Genomic DNA, 16,332 nt, shown 5'->3' with positions numbered 1-16,332 from the left:
GGCAGCCTGGGACTCAGAGCCGGGCCGCGAGTCGGGTTCCCTCGTCGATGGCGCGCTTGGCATCGAGTTCCGCGGCCACGTTGCTGCCGCCAATCAGGTGCACCGGCCGCCCGCTCCCGGACAGTGGTGCCTCCAGTTCGCGCAGGGATTCCTGCCCGGTGCAGACCACTACGTGATCCACGTCCAGGAGTCGCGCTTCCCCGTCGATGGTGACATGCAGACCGTCATCATCGATCCGCTCGTAGCTGACACCGGCGAGCATGTGAACGCCCTTGGCGCGCAGGCTGCCGCGATGGATCCAGCCGGTGGTCTTGCCCAGCCGCCGGCCCGGTTTCTCCGTCTTGCGCTGGAGCAGGTACACCTCCCGTGGCGATGGCGCCGGCTGCGGCTGCACCCCCTCGACACCGCCCCGCGCCTGCGCGCTGACATCAACGCCCCACTCGCGAAAAAACGCGTCCGGCTCTTCGCTGGCGCGGCTGTCGCCGTGGGTGAGGTACTCGCTTACATCGAACCCGATGCCGCCGGCCCCCATGACCGCCACCCGCGCACCTACTTCGCGCTGGCGTAACAGTACATCCGCATACGACAGGACCTTGGGATGATCGATGCCCAGCAGTTCCGGGATGCGCGGTGTCACCCCCGTTGCCAGCACGATCTCCTCGAAATCCTCCTGAAGCAGTTCCTCCGCCGTAACACGGCGGCCGAGACGAAGATCCACCCCGGTGGTGCCGATACGAGTACGGAAATACCGCAGGGTCTCGTTGAACTCCTCCTTGCCGGGGATCCGGCGGGCCATGTTGAACTGGCCGCCGATACTCTCGGCGGCGTCGAACAGGCTGACCTCATGGCCGCGCTCCGCCAGCACCGTGGCGCAGGACAGCCCCGCCGGTCCGGCACCGACAACCGCGACCCGCTTCGGAACCCGCGTGGGAATGTAGTTCAGCTCCGTCTCGCGACAGGCGCGGGGATTGACCAGACAGCTGGCGCGCTTGCGCTCAAACACGTGGTCCAGGCAAGCCTGGTTGCAGGCGATGCAGGTATTGATCTCGTCGCTGCGCCCCTCGGCGGCCTTCTCTACCCAGTCGGGATCCGCCAGGAACGGCCGCGCCATGGAGATCATGTCCGCCTCGCCCCGGGCGAGAATCGTCTCGGCCTCGTCGGGCATGTTGATGCGGTTGACGGTCACCAGAGGGATCGACAGATGCTCCTTCATGCGTGCGGTCACCCCGCTAAAGGCGCCGCGGGGCACACTGGTCTGGATGGTGGGCACCCGGGCCTCGTGCCAGCCAATGCCGGTATTGATCAGCGTCGCGCCCGCGGCCTCGATGCCCTGACCGAGCTGGACCACCTCCTCCCAGGTGCTGCCACCCTCCACCAGATCCAGCATGGACAGGCGAAAGATGATGATGAAGTCGTGCCCCACCGCTTCCCGTACCCGGCGCACGATCTCCAGCGGAAAGCGGGCACGGTTGTCGAAGCTGCCGCCCCACTCGTCGGTACGGTGATTGGTGCGCGGGGCCACGAACTGATTGATCAGGTAGCCCTCGGAGCCCATGATCTCGACACCGTCATAACCGGCCTCCCGGGCCAGCCGCGCGCAGCGGGTGAAGGCGCGGATCTGGCGTTCGATGCCGGCCCGGCTCAGGGCCTTCGGCGTGAACGGGTTAATGGGTGCCTTGATGGCGGAAGGGGCAACGCTCAGGGGGTGATAACCGTACCGTCCGGCGTGCAGGATCTGCATGCACACTTTGCCGCCCTCGTCGTGCACCGCCTGGGTCACCAGCCGGTGCCGGCCCACTTCCATGCGGCTGGTCATTTTGGACGAGAACGGCGCCAGCCAGCCACGGAGGTTGGGTGCGATACCGCCGGTCACGATCAGCCCGGCCTGACCACGGGCGCGCTCGGCAAAGTACACCGCCAGTTTCTCGTAGTCCCGCCGCCGGTCCTCGAGCCCTGTATGCATGGACCCCATCAACACTCGATTGCTGAGTCGCGTAAAACCCAGGTCCAGCGGCTGCATCAGGTGGGGATAGTATTGGCTCATGGGCGCCCCTGCCGGAAAAGCCACTACCATAACCATTCGGTACCGTATTGAACAGTGACCCCGTGCCGGGCCGGGAGCGGACTGGTACACTCCGCTCCCATGCTCAACCTGGTCAATCTCACCCTGCGTCGCGGCCGCGAGGCCCTGATCGAAGACGGCAACGCCATCATCCGCACCGGCGAGCGCGTCGGCCTGGTGGGTGCCAACGGCACCGGCAAATCCAGCCTGTTTGCGCTGATCCGTGGCGAGCTGCAACCGGATGCCGGCGAATGCTCCATGCCCCCCGACCTGGTCATGGCCCACGTTGCCCAGGAACTCGAGGCCACGGACCGCCCTGCGGTGGAATTCGTCATGGATGGCGACGCCGAGTTGCGGGAGATAGAAACCGCCCTTGCCAGGGCCGAAGAGGACGGCGACGGCGAACGCATGGGGGCGCTACACAGCCGCATCGATGCCATTGATGGCTACAGCGCACGCGCCCGGGCCGGTGCGCTGATGCACGGACTGGGCTTCGGCCCGGAACAGGAAAACACACCCGTGGCGGCGTTTTCCGGGGGCTGGCGCATGCGGCTGAATCTGGCCCAGGCGCTGATGTGCCGCTCGGACCTGCTGCTGCTGGACGAGCCCACCAACCACCTGGATCTGGACGCGGTGCTATGGCTGCAGGACTGGCTGCGCGGCTACGGCGGCACCCTGCTGCTTATTGCCCATGACCGCGACTTCCTGGACGCGGTTACCGGGCGCATTCTGCACCTGGAACAGCGCACCATGAACAGCTACACCGGCAACTACTCCGATTTCGAGCGCCAGCGCGCCGTCCGCCTGGCCCAGCAGCAGGCCGCCTACGAAAAGCAGCAGGAGGAGATCGCTCGCATCCAGCGATTCATCGATCGCTTCCGCGCTCAGGCCACCAAGGCGCGCCAGGCGCAGAGTCGGGTCAAGGCCCTGGAGCGCATGGAGGAGCTGGGACCGGCCCATGTGGATTCCCCGTTCAACTTCTCGTTCCGGTCACCCCAGCACCTGCCGCGGCCATTGATGGTGGTGGAACACGCCGCCACCGGCTACGACCAGACACCGGTGGTCGACAACATCAACCTGTCCCTGTCCCCCGGTGATCGCGTTGGCATCCTCGGGCCCAATGGCGCCGGCAAGTCCACACTGGTGCGCCTGCTCGCCGGTGACCAGCCACTGCTCAGGGGCGAGCGTAAACCGGCGCAGCAACTCAAGCTCGGCTACTTCGCCCAGCACCAACTGGAACAGCTCGACCTGGGTGCCTCGCCGGTGGTCCATCTGCAAAGGCTCGACCCGGCCGCCCGGGAACTGGACCTGCGCAAGTTCCTCGGTGGCTTCGGCATTCAGGGGGACATGGCGCTGGCACCGGTGGCCCCCTTCTCGGGTGGCGAGAAGGCGCGACTGGTGCTCGCCATGCTGGTCTACCAGCGCCCGAACGTACTGCTGCTGGACGAACCCACCAACCACCTGGATCTGGACATGCGCCATGCCCTGACCCTGGCGCTGCAGGAGTTTACCGGTGCGCTGGTGGTGATCGCCCACGACCGGCACCTGCTGCGCAGCACCACCGACCGCCTCGTGCTGGTGGCCGACGGCTCGGTGGACAGCTTCGACGGTGACCTGGACGACTACGCCAGCTGGCTGGCGCAGCGCCGCTCTGCCGCGGACAAACCCGCGCCGTCCCGCGGCGCCAGCACCAGCCCCGCGACGGGGCGCCGCGAACAACGGAAACAGAAGGCGCAGCAGCGCAAGGAGCTCCAGCCACTGCGGCGGGAGGTACAGCGGCTGGAGAAGGCCGTCGACAAACTCACCGCCGAATTGCAGGCCATCGAGACAACCCTGGCTGATCCCGGGCTGTACGAGACCGACGCCAGCGAGGAACTCCAGCGGGTGCTGCAACAGCAGGGGGAGCTGCGCGGTCGCATGCAGGACGCCGAGAGCGAGTGGATGGAAGCGCTGGAACGTCTGGAGAACGCGGAGAACGACCCGGCATGAGCAACGAGGAGAGCGACCGTCTCGCGGATCTGGAAATCCGCCTGATGCACCAGGAGGACACCATCGACGCCCTGACAGAGTCGCTGGTGCGTCAACAGCGCATCATGGACCAGCTCCACGAGCACATCGAACAGCTCCGCCGGCGACTGCAGGGCCTGGAGGAACCGAACACAGAGGGTGACGGCGGCGAGTCAACGGACCCACCGCCACCCCACTACTGATCCCCCGTGCCCGGGAGATCCACCGGGAGACTGCCGGCACGTACGAGGCCGGACTCCATGAGCATGACCGCCTGCACGTCCACGCCCACCTCTCGGGGCTGCACCACCCGCCGCACTCGGGCCGTCTCCCGCTGCGCCGCCAGGTCAATGATACGGCGCTCTTCCACCATCTGCCCGTCCGGGGACCGTACCAGCAGCACCCGCGGGGAGAGCCGGTTCGCAGGCTCGGCGGAGATCACCAGCCCCAGAGCCCCGCTGTCCAGTTCCACCAGGCTCCCCACGGGATAGATGCCCACGCAGCGAATAAACCCTTCCATGAGCTCCTCACCGAATTCCTCCGGCGCCTCCCTGTGGAGAATCCCCAGCGCTTTCTCCGCCGGCAGCCCGTCCTTGTAGGGGCGATCGCTGGTCAGAGCATCGTAGGCATCGGCGATGCCCACCGCGAGCACGGGCTCGGGTATGTCCCGCGCCGCCAGCCCGTCCGGATAGCCGTGGCCGCCGACCCGCTCATGATGGGAGCGCACGATGCGAAGCGTCAGATCCGGGAGAGTGCCTGTCGCCGACAGCATGTCGTAGCCATCCACCGTATGGCGTTTCATGACCGCGAACTCCTCATCGGTCAGGCGCCCCGGCTTGTTGAGGATTTCCTTGGGCACGCGCGCCTTGCCCACGTCATGCAGCAGCGCGCCCAGACCGATACGCTCCAGTTCCTCCCGCTCATACCCCAGATGGCGGCAGTAGGCGAGCGTCAGTACGCAGACGTTGAGGCAGTGCAGGGAGGTGTACTCGTCCCGGTTCCTGAGATTGGTGATCCAGAGGCTGGCATCGGCATCCCGGGTGATGTTGTCCACCATCTCGGCGACCACGGCCCGGGCCTCTGCGGTGTCAACACTATGCCCCAGGCGGATGTCCTGGAACAGGCGCTTGATCAAACGATGTCCCCGTCCCCGCGTCCTGGCCGCGGCCTGCACCGCCTCCCGGAACACCGGTTTGCTGGTCCGCTTGGCGTCGGCGCGACGCGGGGCGGCACCGTTGGCCGGCACCTGAACCCGCGAGCGCTCGGCGTCTACCACGACCTCCCGACAGAGGGAACGCAGGGTCTGCAGGTCCTCGTCACGTTCAACGGTGAAGCCCTGAAACACGAAGGGTGTCTCCACCCACGGCCGATCCAGACGGAAGACATACATACCCAGACGCAGCGCATCGGTTGTTATGCGTTGTTCCGTCATTGGTCCCCTGCCCCGCGCGGCAAGCGCCCGGCCCGGAGAAGCCTGGCGTGTGTTAGTGTTCCGTCCCCGTCAACCCGCACTTCCGGAGGTAATGTGCTGCTCCAGCTACAGGATATCACTCTGGCGTTCAGTGGTCCCCCGGTGCTGGACCGGGTCAACCTGGAAGTCCAGACCGGCGAGCGCATCTGCCTGCTGGGCCGCAACGGCACCGGCAAATCCACGTTGATGAAGGTCATCGAGGGCACCCAGGAGGCGGACAGTGGCCGGGTACTGAACCGTGACGGCCTGCGGGTGGCGCGGATGGAGCAGGATGTGCCCGGGCTGGGCGACCGGACCGTGCGCGAGGTGGTTGCCGAGGGGCTGGGTCCCGTGGGCGTGGACCTGCAGCGCTGGGAGACCCTGAGCGGGCGCCTGGGCGCCGGCGACGACGCCGCGGCGGCGGAGTTCGACGCCGTGCAGCACCGTATCGAGCAGGCCGGGGGCTGGCAGCTGGCATCGAATATCGACGCCGTGCTCAGCCGCCTGGAGCTGGACGGCAACCTCCCGTTCGACGAACTCTCCGGCGGTCGCCGTCGCCGGGTGCTGCTGGCCCGGGCGCTGGTGGATGAACCGGACCTGCTGCTGCTGGACGAGCCCACCAACCACCTGGACATCGACTCCGTCGACCGCCTGGAGCGTCTGCTGCTCGGCTACCGCGGCACGGTGCTGTTCATCACCCACGACCGTGCCTTCCTGCGGCGCCTGGCCACCCGCATCATCGAGCTGGATCGCGGACAGCTCACAAGCTGGCCCGGCAACTATGACAAGTACCTGGAGCGACGGGAGGCCGCGCTGGAGGCCGAGGAACAGCAACAGGAACGCTTCGACCGCAAGCTGGCCAAGGAAGAGGCGTGGATCCGCCAAGGCATCAAGGCGCGGCGTACCCGCAACCAGGGGCGCGTCCGCGCTCTCAAGGCCATGCGCGAGGAGCGCCGCGAGCGCCGCCAGCGGGCAGGCAACGCCCGCATGGAGGCACAGACCGCCGAGCGCTCCGGCAAGCTGGTCATCGAGGCCGACGCCATCAGCGGCGGGTACGAAGGCGAGACGCTGTTCTCCGGCTTCTCCACCACCATCCAGCGCGGCGACAAGGTGGGCCTGATCGGTCCCAACGGCTGCGGCAAGACCACGCTGCTGCGCGTCCTGCTCGGCCAGATGGAACCGACGGCGGGCCGCATCCGACGCGGCACGAATCTGGAAGTGGCCTGGTTCGATCAGCTCCGGGAATCCCTGGACCCCCATGCCACGGTCCGTGACACCGTCGGCGGCGGTCGCGACGCGGTGCGGATTAACGGCCAGGAGCGCCATGTGGTGAGTTACCTGCAGGACTTCCTGTTCGAACCCTCACGCACCCGTGTGCCGGTGTCCTCCCTGTCCGGGGGCGAACGCAGCCGGCTGTTGCTGGCGCGGCTGTTCACCCGGCCCGCCAACGTGCTGGTCCTGGACGAGCCCACCAACGATCTGGATCTGGAAACGCTGGACCTGCTGGAACAGCAACTGGTGAACTTCGACGGCACCCTGCTGCTGGTCAGCCACGACCGGGAATTCCTGGACAACGTGGTCACCGGCTGCATCGCCTTCGACCCCGACGGCGGGGTCCGCGACTACGTCGGCGGCTACAACGACTGGCTACGCCAGCGCCCGGAACCGCCGCGAGATGCGCCCGGCCCGGGCGCGGCGGCACCCGCGCCGACACCGGATGCCACGCCCGAGCCACCGAGAAGCGCGAGAAAACTCAGCTACAAGGACAAACGCGAACTCGAGGAGCTGCCCGAGCGAATCGAGGCGCTGGAGGCGGAGCACACGGCACTCTCGCAACGAATGGCCGATCCGGACTTTCACCGCAGTGACGCGGACACGGTGGCGGAGGCCGGGCGACGCCTGCAGGAGCTGGACAACGCCCTGGAACAGGCCTACGCCCGCTGGGAGCAGCTCGAGGGCTGAGCGGTTTTCCGGCTGGGCCTGACAGTTATTGGCTGCCAGTCAAAGGCTGGGTATCAGCGCGCCCAGCAACTGCTTGACCCGATCCATGCCATCCTCCAGGTGTCTTTCGATATCCGCCATGGAGATGGGCTCCGGTTGCAGCCCGGCACCCCAGTTCGCCACCACGGCGCTGGTTGCGTACGCCATGCCCAACTCCCGCGCCAGCGCGGCCTCGGGCATGCCGGTCATGCCCACCAGATCGCACCCGTCCTGCTGCAATCGCTGGATCTCGGCGGCCGTCTCCAGACGCGGTCCCTGGGTGGCGCCGTAGGTTCCGCTTTCCACCGCATCGATGCCCGCCTCACGGGCCGCCTCGATCAGCAGCTGGCGCATGGCGTCATCATAGGGGTAGGTAAAGTCGATGTGGGTCACATGGGCCAGATCGTCCTCGAAGAACGTGTGGTTGCGTCCCCAGGTGTAGTCGATGATCTGATCCGGAAAGGCGATCCGCGCCGGCTTCATGGCATTGCCGATGCCGCCCACCGCAGCCACGGCAAACAGCCGGTCCACGCCCAGGTGCTGCAGGGCCCAGATGTTGGCGCGGTAGTTCACCCGGTGGGGCGGTATCGTGTGACCGTAGCCGTGACGCGCCAGGAACAACACCTCGCGACCATGAAGGATGCCGTGGGTGATCGGCCCCGACGGCTCGCCGTAGGGGGTGTGAACCACCTCCCGGTGGGTGATCTCCAGGTTCTCCAGTGTGGTCAGCCCGGTGCCGCCAATGATTGCGACGCCCATCAGTCCTCCTCTCGAATCGCGTAGATGCCATCCACGTTGCGCCAGACGCCGTGGTAATCCATGCCGGCGCCGAACACGTAGCGATCGTCCACGTTCAGCCCGATGTAGTCCGCGCGGACATCCGGCCGGCAGCGATCATGCTGCTTGCGCACCAGCACCGCCGTGCGGACATCCCTTGCCCCCTCCTCGTGGCAGAACGCCTGCAGCGCGGCCAGCGTGTGGCCCTCGTCAAGGATGTCATCGATGATCAGCACCGAGCGACCCGCCAGGGCGGTGTGCGGCTTCGCCTGCCACACCAGCTCGCCACCGGAGGTTTCGCCCCGGTACCGGGTGGCGTGCACGTAATCGACTTCCAGGGGAAAGTTCATCAGCGGCAGCAGCCGCCCGGCCGGCACCAGTCCGCCGATCATCACGCACAGCACCAGTGGCAGCCGGTCGGCCATGTCCACGGTAATCTCCGCGGCCATGCGTGCCAGGGCCCGCTCGACGGCTGCGCCGTCGTGGATCCGCTCGGCACCCTCCAGCGCAGCCCGTACCTGCTCCTGATTCATGCCTGTCTCCGCCTGTCAGTACGTCAACGTCACGGTATCCGGCTCCAGCACCTGGCTCATGAGCCAGGCGGCACCGACCACCTCGCTGATTTCCGGGATCAGATCATCACCGAACCGTGCCAGTGCCGGTGAGCAGACGCGGAATTCCACGCCCGCTTCCACCGCGTCCCGAATCACATCGTGCAGCGACCGCCCGGTGCCATCGGCGGAATCCTCCCCGGCAGCAACACCGTTGATGGCGATACGCCCGGACTCCCCCGTGAACACCACAGTCACCTCCGCAGCCAGGGCGGCTGCTACCGCCGCCTGGGCGATGGGCGCCGCGGCGTTGCCGGGAGGCGTATTCAGCAGTGTCATCACCAGCCGCCGGGCCATTCCTCACCCCACAGGCTCGTCCCGAATGAAGGCGAACGATACACCAAGCCCCTACCCTGAACCATCCCGGGGGCGGGCTGCATCTAAAAGAAGCCTTCAACCGATAATGCAGCCACGTCGAAGGTGAGCGTCGGGAGCACGGTTGGGGCGACTAGCGCAGCCCCGGAACGCAGGCTGTCCGGCCCCGAAGGGGTGGCCGCAGGGATGCGGCCACCGGCGCCCAGCGCATGGATGCGCTGTAAGCCGGCCAGGCCGGAGTGAAGGGAACTTTTCTTCGCCAGAAGAAAAGTTAGGCGGAGCTCCGGAGCCCCAACCGTGCTCCCGACGCTCACCTTCGACCCCCGACCCTGGCGCCAGCCATCATCACACTCGCACTAAATGATGTTGAGCCAGCCCCCACGACAACGAACGACTTTTCCGGTATGCTCCCGCGCCATGGAAAACGACCACATGACCGACGTAACCTTCAAGTCCCTGGCGCTCACGCCGAGCCTGCAGGACAGTATCGACGAAACATCCTTCACCCACTGCACGCCCATCCAGGCCGCCACCCTGCCGCTCGCCCTGCAGGGGCGCGACGTGGCCGGCCAGGCGCAGACCGGCACCGGCAAGTCTGCCGCCTTCCTGCTGGCAACCATGCACTACCTCATGGAAACGCCGGTGGAAGAAGGCAAGCGCGGGCCGTGGTCCATGATCCTGGCGCCCACCCGGGAACTGGCGTTGCAGATCCACAAGGACGCCGAACAGCTCGGCCGCTTCACCGGCCTGAAATGCGTCGCCGTCTACGGCGGCACCGGGTACGAGAGCCAGCGCAAGGCCCTGGAGAACGAAGCCGACATTATCATCGGCACGCCGGGCCGCATCATCGACTTCTACAAGCAGAAAGTGTTCAGCCTGAAGAACATCGAAGTCGTGGTGCTGGACGAGGCCGACCGCATGTTCGACCTCGGTTTCATCGACGACATACGCTACCTGCTGCGGAAGATGCCCCCGCCGGACAAGCGCATCAACATGCTCTATTCGGCCACCCTCTCCCACCGGGTGATGGAACTGGCCTACGAGCACATGAACGATCCCGAGATCGTGCGCATCGAGAGCGAGTACGTCACCGCCGAGAACGTCACCCAGAAGCTCTTCCACGTGCCCAAGGAAGACAAGATCAAGCTGCTGCTGGGGCTGTTCCGGCAGCACACCCCCGAGCGCACCATCGTCTTCGTCAACACCAAGCGCGCCGCCGACCAGGTGGTGGGCTATCTGCGCGGCAATGACTACGACGCCGAGGTCATCTCCGGTGACATCCCGCAGACCAAGCGGGAGAAGCTGCTGAAGCGCTTCCAGACAGGTGAACTGCCGATTCTGGTCGCGACAGATGTTGCAGCCCGCGGTCTGCACATTCCGGCGGTGAGTCATGTCATCAACTTTGACCTGCCCCAGGAAGCCGAGGACTACGTCCACCGGATCGGCCGCACGGCGCGCGCCGGCGCCAGCGGTGACGCCATGTCCCTGGCCTGCGACCAGTACGTCTACTCGTTGCCGGACATCGAAAAGTACATCGATCAGAAGATCCCGTCGGAGGTGGTCACCGACGACATGCTGGTGGACCCCAAGCCGCCGAAGATGCCCAAGCGCCCACCCAGCAACCGGGGCGGACCAAAAGGCAAACCCGGCGCCGGCAATCGCGGACCGCGGCGCAGCCAGGCCAGTGGCAGCTAAGAAAACTCCGGGGCGTGAACCATCCGGGACATGACTGCCGCTTCCGCGGTCATGCTCCCGGACGTCGCCGTTGGCTTGCGGCCGCCGCCGTACAGTCACAGCGGGGTCGCCACGCAGTGAACTACCTTGCCCACCTGCACTTCGCCGACGCCGACGACCAGCACCGACTGGGCAATCTGGCCGGCGACTGGATCAAAGGCCGGCTGGAGGCGCAACCGTACCCGCCCCGGGTCATCCAGGGCGCTCGGCGCCACCGTTTCGTCGACAGCTTCTCAGACCAGCACCCTGCCATGCGCACCGCCCGCCAATGCCTGGGCGCCGATCGGCGCCGCGCCGCCGGCATTATCACGGACATGGTCAATGACCACTTCCTGGTACAGCACTGGCCCCGGTACGGCGACCTGCCACTGGAGGCCTTCATCGACGACGCCTATGCCGGCCTGGAGCGTACCCGCCCTCTCTGGCCCGCGCCCGCCGAGCCGGTGATCACGCGCATGATCAGCCATGACTGGCTGGGCAGCTACGGTCGTCTGGAGATCATTGCCATGGCGCTGGAGCGGATCGGCGGGCGCATGCGCCGTGATCCGGGTCTGGCCGGTGCGCTGCCCGTGCTGCAGCGGGAATATACAGCGCTGGAGGAGCAGTTCCATCACTTGATGGCCGACCTGGAGGCGACGCTGAACCCGCGCAGGTAGCGTTCTCGCTTCGCCACCGCGGACACTGGACGCGGGATCCGCAACGCGGCACGATGAATTCGGGCCCATGGAAGGACTGACGCCAGCGTGTCTGCCCGGAGGGTTGATTCCGCCGTTGTTTCCGTCTGCGAGGTCCACCATGCTGCGCTTGCAACTGTTCCGCTCACTCCTGCTCCTCGCCCTTACCGCACTGCTCGCCGGTTGCGGCAACGGCAGCACCGATGCAGGCACACCCGCCGACGCCTACGAATCGTTTTTCGTCGAACTCAACCGCGGCAACCGACAGGATGCCCTGGAAAAGCTCGCGCCGGCCGGCGCCCTGGGGGACACGTTCCGGGGCGGCGCGTACTACAGCTACGCCGATGCCGTGGAGGCCGAGTTCGACCGCTACGATGGCCTGGACAGGGTGCTGATCGATGAGACCGGCGAAGTGAACGAGAACACCGTGCGCGTGGAGGGCCGACTGCGCTTCGGCGACGGTACCGAGTTACAGCGCAGCATCACCTTCGTCCGCGAGGACGACATCTGGGTCGGACAACTCTGACCGGCCGGGGAACTGCCGGCTACGCCTTGACGCGGCATGACCCGACCCCGAGGATGACGCGGTTCTCACTTCAAGGAGAGATTTGTGGCATCTTCCCGCAGGGGGCCGCTACGGTTCCTGGCCGGTGAACGGTCGTTGACGCGGCTGCAGCGAGATGGCCTCAGCCCGGACATGGTTACTGGCTTTGTCGGCGCAGCCGGCGGTCCCAAATGGCTGGCACTGAACCATCTGGATCGGGCGATCTTTGGCCGCTGGCTGAAGCCGGTGACGGCACAGTCACGCTTTCTGATCGGTTCGTCCATCGCCACCTGGCGCTTCGCCTGCGCTGCCCAGAAGACCCCCGAAGCCGCATTTCAGCGCTTCGAAGAGGCCTACATGGCGCAGCGCTACAGCGGCAAGCCGACGCGCCGCGAAATCAGCGACCAGGCCCGGGCGATTCTCGATCACGTACTTGGCGAGCACGGCATCGACGAAATTCTGGCCAACCAACAGCAGCGCCTGCAGGTCATGACCGTGCTGAGCCGCGGGCTTGTCGCCAGCGAACGCGCACTGCCACTCAACACCGGGCTTGCCGCCGCCGGACTGACGAATCTGGCGGGCCGCCGTGCCCTGAGGGCGTTCTTCCGGCGCGCCCTGTTCCACCACCCCGCCGGGGCATCGCCGATGCTGGCAGCCTTTGATCCCGGCATGGAGCACATTCCCCTGACTGGCGGCAACCTCCGTCAGGCGCTGCTGGCGTCAGGTTCCATTCCATCGGTAATGGAGGCAGAGACGGCGATACCGGACGCACCCCGCGGCGTTTACCGGGACGGCGGACTGATCGACTACCAGATGGATCTGCCCCTGGACGCCGCCGGCGGCGTCATCCTGTTTTCCCATTACGAGGCGCGGGTCGTGCCGGGCTGGTTCGACAAACCCCTGCCCTGGCGGCGGGCACACCGGGAGCACATGCAGGACGTCCTCGTACTGGCACCGTCGGAAGAATGGCTGGCGTCCCTGCCCAATGGCCGGATTCCCGACCGCAAGGACTTCTACCGTTACGCCGGCGACGATCGCGGACGCACGCGGGACTGGCAGCGTGCCACCGACGCCACCCGTGCCCTGGCCGACGATTTCCTGGAAACGGTCACCGGCGACGCGCTCGCGGCCCGGCTGGAGCCACTGCCTACCCGGGGATAAGATGCCTCCGGGTGGGCAGCGGCACGCGGGGGATCAACTGAGGTATTCGATGGCCTGCTCGACCCCTTCCAGGGTCAACGGATACATGCGCTCGCCCATGAGCTCGCGGGTGATCTTGATGGACGGCGTGTAATCCCAGCGGCTCTCCGGCTCGGGGTTCAGCCAGACCGCCTTGGGGTAGGCCTCCAGCACCCGCTGGATCCAGGTGGCGCCGGCCTCCTCGTTCCAGTGCTCCACGCTGGCACCGGGATAGAGGATCTCGTATGGGCTCATGGTGGCGTCACCGACGAAAATCACCTTGTAATCCGAAGGATACGTGTGGAGCACGTCCCAGGTGGGCGTTACCGCGCTGAAACGCCGCCGACTGTCCTTCCACACCCCCTCGTACAGGAAGTTGTGGAAGTAGTAGTACTCCAGGTGCTTGAACTCCATGTGCGCGGCGGAGAACAGTTCCTCACAGACCCGGACATGGTCGTCCATGGAGCCACCCACGTCGAAGAACAGCAGCACCTTCACCGCGTTGTGCCGTTCGGGCACCATTTTCAGGTCAAGGTAGCCCCCGTTGCGGGCCGTGGAGCGGATGGTGTCATCCATGTCCAGCACCTCGTCGGCGCCTTGTCGCGCAAACCGGCGTAGCCGCCGCAACGCCATCTTGATATTGCGCGTGCCGAGTTCCCGGCTGCTGTCCAGATTGCGATACTGGCGTTCATCCCACACCTTCACCGCGCGCCGATGCCGGGACTTGTCCTGGCCGATCCGGACCCCTTCCGGATTGTAGCCGTGAGCGCCGAACGGCGAGGTACCGCCGGTGCCGATCCACTTGCTGCCGCCCTCGTGGCGGTCGGTCTGTTCTTCCAGACGCTTTTTCAGCGTCTCCATGAGCTCGTCCCAGCCGCCCATGGCTTCGACCTGCGCCTTCTCCTCCTCGCTGAGCATGCGCTCGGCCATGGCCCGTAGCCACTCTTCGGGGATCTCACCCTCGAGTTCTTCCCCAAAAATGTTTTCTATTCCATTGAAGTAATTCCCGAAAACCTGATCGAACCGGTCGAACAGAGTCTCGTCCTTCACCATGATACCGCGGGCCAGGAAGTAGAAATCATCCACGCTGCACACGGCCAGGCGCTTGTCCAGCGCCTCCATCAGGGTGAGGTACTCCGTCAGCGTGACCTTAAGGTTCGCCTTCCGGAGCTCGAAGAAGAAATCGATCAACATAGTATCCACCCACCGGGAACCGGCCCCGGGCCGCGGTTCAGTTGGACTGCTTCCGCCGGGACATGAACATCAGGCGCTCGAACAGATGCACATCCTGCTCGTTCTTCAGCAGTGCGCCGTGCAGCGGCGGCATCATCTTGTGCTTGGTGCCCTCACGCAGCGTCTCTGCATCCATATCCTCCGCCATGAGCAGCTTCAACCAGTCCAGCAGCTCCGAGGTGGAGGGCTTTTTCTTCAGGCCCGGCACGTCGCGCAGTTCGAAGAACAGCTCCATGGCCTCACGCAGCAGCTCTTTCTTCAACCCCGGGAAGTGCACCTCGACGATCTGCTGCATGGTCTCCTTGTCGGGGAAGTTGATGTAGTGGAAGAAACAACGGCGCAGGAAGGCGTCCGGCAGCTCCTTCTCGTTGTTGCTGGTGATGACAATGACGGGCCGGTGCTTGGCACGGACCATGGTCTGTGTCTCATAGACATAGAACTCCATGCGGTCGAGTTCCCGCAGCAGATCGTTGGGGAACTCGATGTCCGCCTTGTCGATCTCGTCGATCAGCAGCACCGGCTGGGTGTCCGACTCGAAGCAGTGCCACAGCGGACCCTTGACAATGTAGTTGGCAATGTCGTGAACGCGGTCATCACCGAGCTGGGAATCCCGCAGCCGGGAGACCGCATCGTACTCGTACAGCCCCTGCTGTGCCTTGGTGGTGGACTTGATATGCCACTCGAAGAAAGGCATTCCCAGCCCCTTGGCCACTTCTTCCGCCAGCAGGGTCTTGCCGGTGCCCGGCTCGCCCTTGATCAACAGCGGCCGCTGCAGGGTGGCCGCAGCGTTGACGGCCATGTTCAGATCATCCGTCGCAACGTAGGTTTCGGTCCCCTTGAATTGCATGTCACTCACCTTTGGAGAATTCATCGGATCGTCCGGCCAGGCCGCACCTGCGTGAACCGGCCGTCGTAACAGACGCGGGAGTCTAACATGAGGGTGCGGGGGCGTCGCAGCCGCCGCTGCGCGGGAATCAGGAAACACGGGCCCCTTAGCGGCACTGGCCGCACAGCCCGACTGGTTCAGCCTCTCCCTCAGGGCCTGAGCAGCAGGCGCACCACCTCGGTGGCGCGATCCAGGTCCGGCTCATCGTGCATGGCGATGAGCGGATACAGATAGGATTCGCCGATGCAGACGATCACGTACGCCAGCGTCGCCGTATCCAGGTGGAAGCGATGCCCGCGCAGCTCGATGTCTTCGTCCAGGAGCTCCTGGAGTGCGCCCATGAGACGAACCCGCACCATACCGTCCGGGCGAGTCAGCAGTTTCAGCGCAAACGCCGACTCTTCCCGCAGGAAATGCAGGAACGGTGGCGAGCTGCCGAGATAACTGTTGTAGCGCCGATAAATGGGGAGAAACTCCACCTCCCCCGCCTGCTCGGAGTCGCGGCGGGCGCGCTCCAGGGTCGCCCGGCTCAGTGACCAGAGCACCTCGGACACCAGCTGTTCGCGATTGCCCATGTGCCTGTACACCGTGATTCTGCTGACACCCAGCCGGGCGGCAATATCCCCCACGTCCAGGCGCTCCTGGCGCATGAACATGCCGCGAGCGAGCCGCAGTACCTCCTCCCGGCGCCCGCCGTTGATCACCGCTGCCGGGCCAGAATCCGTTACATTCGTGGCCATTGTTACCCCCCGTTTTCGCCGCACCATACCAGATTGGTGCCGAAAGTGAGCAGCCGGGGGAATTCCGGAGTGGCTTCGCGGTCTACGTTGCGGGAGCCGATGGGCTCCTGCACAGTATTGCTGCCCCCTTTGCCGTATCG

General features: G+C 65.8%; 15 protein-coding genes. 7 read left to right on the top strand and 8 right to left on the bottom strand.

Features of this window, described 5'->3' with window-relative positions:
• Positions 1-13 precede the first annotated feature (13 nt).
• The gene (locus KU884_RS09390) at positions 14-2,044 is read right to left on the bottom strand and encodes an NADPH-dependent 2,4-dienoyl-CoA reductase (protein WP_167782400.1); all 2,031 of its coding nucleotides are present in this window, start codon (positions 2,042-2,044) and stop codon (positions 14-16) included.
• A gap of 99 nt (positions 2,045-2,143) precedes the next feature.
• On the opposite strand from KU884_RS09390, the gene KU884_RS09385 reads away from it, so the two are divergent.
• Both KU884_RS09385 and KU884_RS09380 read left to right on the top strand, forming a co-directional pair.
• On the top strand, positions 2,144-4,051 hold the full coding sequence (locus tag KU884_RS09385) for an ATP-binding cassette domain-containing protein (RefSeq protein WP_167782399.1): 1,908 nt from the start codon (positions 2,144-2,146) through the stop codon (positions 4,049-4,051).
• Entirely contained in the window at positions 4,048-4,272 is a 225-nt protein-coding gene (locus tag KU884_RS09380) for a SlyX family protein (protein WP_167782398.1), read from the top strand. Before KU884_RS09385 ends, KU884_RS09380 begins: the two co-directional genes overlap by 4 nt.
• On the opposite strand, the gene KU884_RS09375 is transcribed toward KU884_RS09380, so the two are convergent.
• Positions 4,266-5,501, bottom strand: a complete 1,236-nt coding sequence (locus tag KU884_RS09375) for an HD-GYP domain-containing protein (RefSeq protein ID WP_167782397.1) — start codon at positions 5,499-5,501, stop codon at positions 4,266-4,268. The two genes, KU884_RS09380 and KU884_RS09375, sit on opposite strands and share 7 nt — an antisense overlap.
• Positions 5,502-5,594: 93 nt before the next feature.
• Between KU884_RS09375 and KU884_RS09370 the strand changes: the two genes are divergently transcribed.
• On the top strand, positions 5,595-7,481 hold the full coding sequence (locus KU884_RS09370; protein WP_167782396.1) for an ATP-binding cassette domain-containing protein: 1,887 nt from the start codon (positions 5,595-5,597) through the stop codon (positions 7,479-7,481).
• A 39-nt stretch (positions 7,482-7,520) separates the two neighbouring features.
• Here KU884_RS09370 and KU884_RS09365 read toward each other — a convergent pair whose 3' ends face one another.
• Genes KU884_RS09365 through KU884_RS09355 form a run of 3 tightly spaced genes read right to left on the bottom strand, consistent with a single transcriptional unit; the run spans position 7,521 to position 9,184 of the window.
• Positions 7,521-8,258, bottom strand: coding sequence for an S-methyl-5'-thioinosine phosphorylase (locus tag KU884_RS09365; RefSeq protein ID WP_167782395.1), 738 nt, complete (start codon positions 8,256-8,258; stop codon positions 7,521-7,523).
• A complete protein-coding gene (locus KU884_RS09360) occupies positions 8,258-8,809 on the bottom strand; it encodes a hypoxanthine-guanine phosphoribosyltransferase (RefSeq protein ID WP_167782394.1) in 552 nt (183 codons plus the stop codon). Before KU884_RS09360 ends, KU884_RS09365 begins: the two co-directional genes overlap by 1 nt.
• A gap of 15 nt (positions 8,810-8,824) precedes the next feature.
• Complete coding sequence (locus tag KU884_RS09355; RefSeq protein ID WP_167782393.1) at positions 8,825-9,184, bottom strand: DsrE family protein; 360 nt, start codon at positions 9,182-9,184, stop codon at positions 8,825-8,827.
• A 435-nt stretch (positions 9,185-9,619) separates the two neighbouring features.
• Between KU884_RS09355 and KU884_RS09350 the strand changes: the two genes are divergently transcribed.
• The 4 genes from KU884_RS09350 to KU884_RS09335 all read left to right on the top strand — a co-directional run bounded on the left by KU884_RS09350 (position 9,620) and on the right by KU884_RS09335 (position 13,315).
• The gene (locus KU884_RS09350; RefSeq protein WP_167782392.1) at positions 9,620-10,897 is read left to right on the top strand and encodes a DEAD/DEAH box helicase; all 1,278 of its coding nucleotides are present in this window, start codon (positions 9,620-9,622) and stop codon (positions 10,895-10,897) included.
• Between the two features lie 116 nt (positions 10,898-11,013).
• Positions 11,014-11,592: an ACP phosphodiesterase gene (locus KU884_RS09345; RefSeq protein WP_167782391.1), complete on the top strand. Its 579-nt coding sequence runs from the start codon at positions 11,014-11,016 to the stop codon at positions 11,590-11,592.
• Positions 11,593-11,731: 139 nt separating this feature from the next.
• Positions 11,732-12,136, top strand: a complete 405-nt coding sequence (locus tag KU884_RS09340) for a DUF4878 domain-containing protein (RefSeq protein ID WP_167782390.1) — start codon at positions 11,732-11,734, stop codon at positions 12,134-12,136.
• A gap of 84 nt (positions 12,137-12,220) precedes the next feature.
• Entirely contained in the window at positions 12,221-13,315 is a 1,095-nt protein-coding gene (locus tag KU884_RS09335; protein WP_167782389.1) for a patatin-like phospholipase family protein, read from the top strand.
• 33 nt (positions 13,316-13,348) lie between these two features.
• Here the strand turns inward: KU884_RS09335 and KU884_RS09330 are convergent, their stop codons facing one another.
• The 3 genes from KU884_RS09330 to KU884_RS09320 form a co-directional block, all read right to left on the bottom strand.
• Positions 13,349-14,527, bottom strand: a complete 1,179-nt coding sequence (locus KU884_RS09330) for a VWA domain-containing protein (protein ID WP_167782388.1) — start codon at positions 14,525-14,527, stop codon at positions 13,349-13,351.
• Between the two features lie 37 nt (positions 14,528-14,564).
• Positions 14,565-15,413: a MoxR family ATPase gene (locus KU884_RS09325; RefSeq protein WP_174813727.1), complete on the bottom strand. Its 849-nt coding sequence runs from the start codon at positions 15,411-15,413 to the stop codon at positions 14,565-14,567.
• A 188-nt stretch (positions 15,414-15,601) separates the two neighbouring features.
• The gene (locus tag KU884_RS09320) at positions 15,602-16,192 is read right to left on the bottom strand and encodes a QsdR family transcriptional regulator (RefSeq protein WP_167782386.1); all 591 of its coding nucleotides are present in this window, start codon (positions 16,190-16,192) and stop codon (positions 15,602-15,604) included.
• Positions 16,193-16,332: the final 140 nt, after the last annotated feature.

This window comes from Aquisalimonas sp. 2447, from assembly GCF_012044895.1.
GTDB lineage: Bacteria > Pseudomonadota > Gammaproteobacteria > Nitrococcales > Aquisalimonadaceae > Aquisalimonas.
This window is presented reverse-complemented; position numbering and strand designations above follow the sequence as displayed.

Excerpts from the sequence above, each read along its gene's own strand:
- KU884_RS09390 (WP_167782400.1), bottom strand. The coding sequence starts at position 2,044 with ATGAGCCAATACTATCCCCACCTGATGCAGCCGCTGGACCTGGGTTTT.
- KU884_RS09385 (WP_167782399.1), top strand. The coding sequence starts at position 2,144 with ATGCTCAACCTGGTCAATCTCACCCTGCGTCGCGGCCGCGAGGCCCTG.
- KU884_RS09380 (WP_167782398.1), top strand. The coding sequence starts at position 4,048 with ATGAGCAACGAGGAGAGCGACCGTCTCGCGGATCTGGAAATCCGCCTG.
- KU884_RS09375 (WP_167782397.1), bottom strand. The coding sequence starts at position 5,501 with ATGACGGAACAACGCATAACAACCGATGCGCTGCGTCTGGGTATGTAT.
- KU884_RS09365 (WP_167782395.1), bottom strand. The coding sequence starts at position 8,258 with ATGGGCGTCGCAATCATTGGCGGCACCGGGCTGACCACACTGGAGAAC.
- KU884_RS09360 (WP_167782394.1), bottom strand. The coding sequence starts at position 8,809 with ATGAATCAGGAGCAGGTACGGGCTGCGCTGGAGGGTGCCGAGCGGATC.
- KU884_RS09355 (WP_167782393.1), bottom strand. The coding sequence starts at position 9,184 with ATGGCCCGGCGGCTGGTGATGACACTGCTGAATACGCCTCCCGGCAAC.
- KU884_RS09350 (WP_167782392.1), top strand. The coding sequence starts at position 9,620 with ATGGAAAACGACCACATGACCGACGTAACCTTCAAGTCCCTGGCGCTC.
- KU884_RS09340 (WP_167782390.1), top strand. The coding sequence starts at position 11,732 with ATGCTGCGCTTGCAACTGTTCCGCTCACTCCTGCTCCTCGCCCTTACC.
- KU884_RS09330 (WP_167782388.1), bottom strand. The coding sequence starts at position 14,527 with ATGTTGATCGATTTCTTCTTCGAGCTCCGGAAGGCGAACCTTAAGGTC.
- KU884_RS09325 (WP_174813727.1), bottom strand. The coding sequence starts at position 15,413 with ATGCAATTCAAGGGGACCGAAACCTACGTTGCGACGGATGATCTGAAC.
- KU884_RS09320 (WP_167782386.1), bottom strand. The coding sequence starts at position 16,192 with ATGGCCACGAATGTAACGGATTCTGGCCCGGCAGCGGTGATCAACGGC.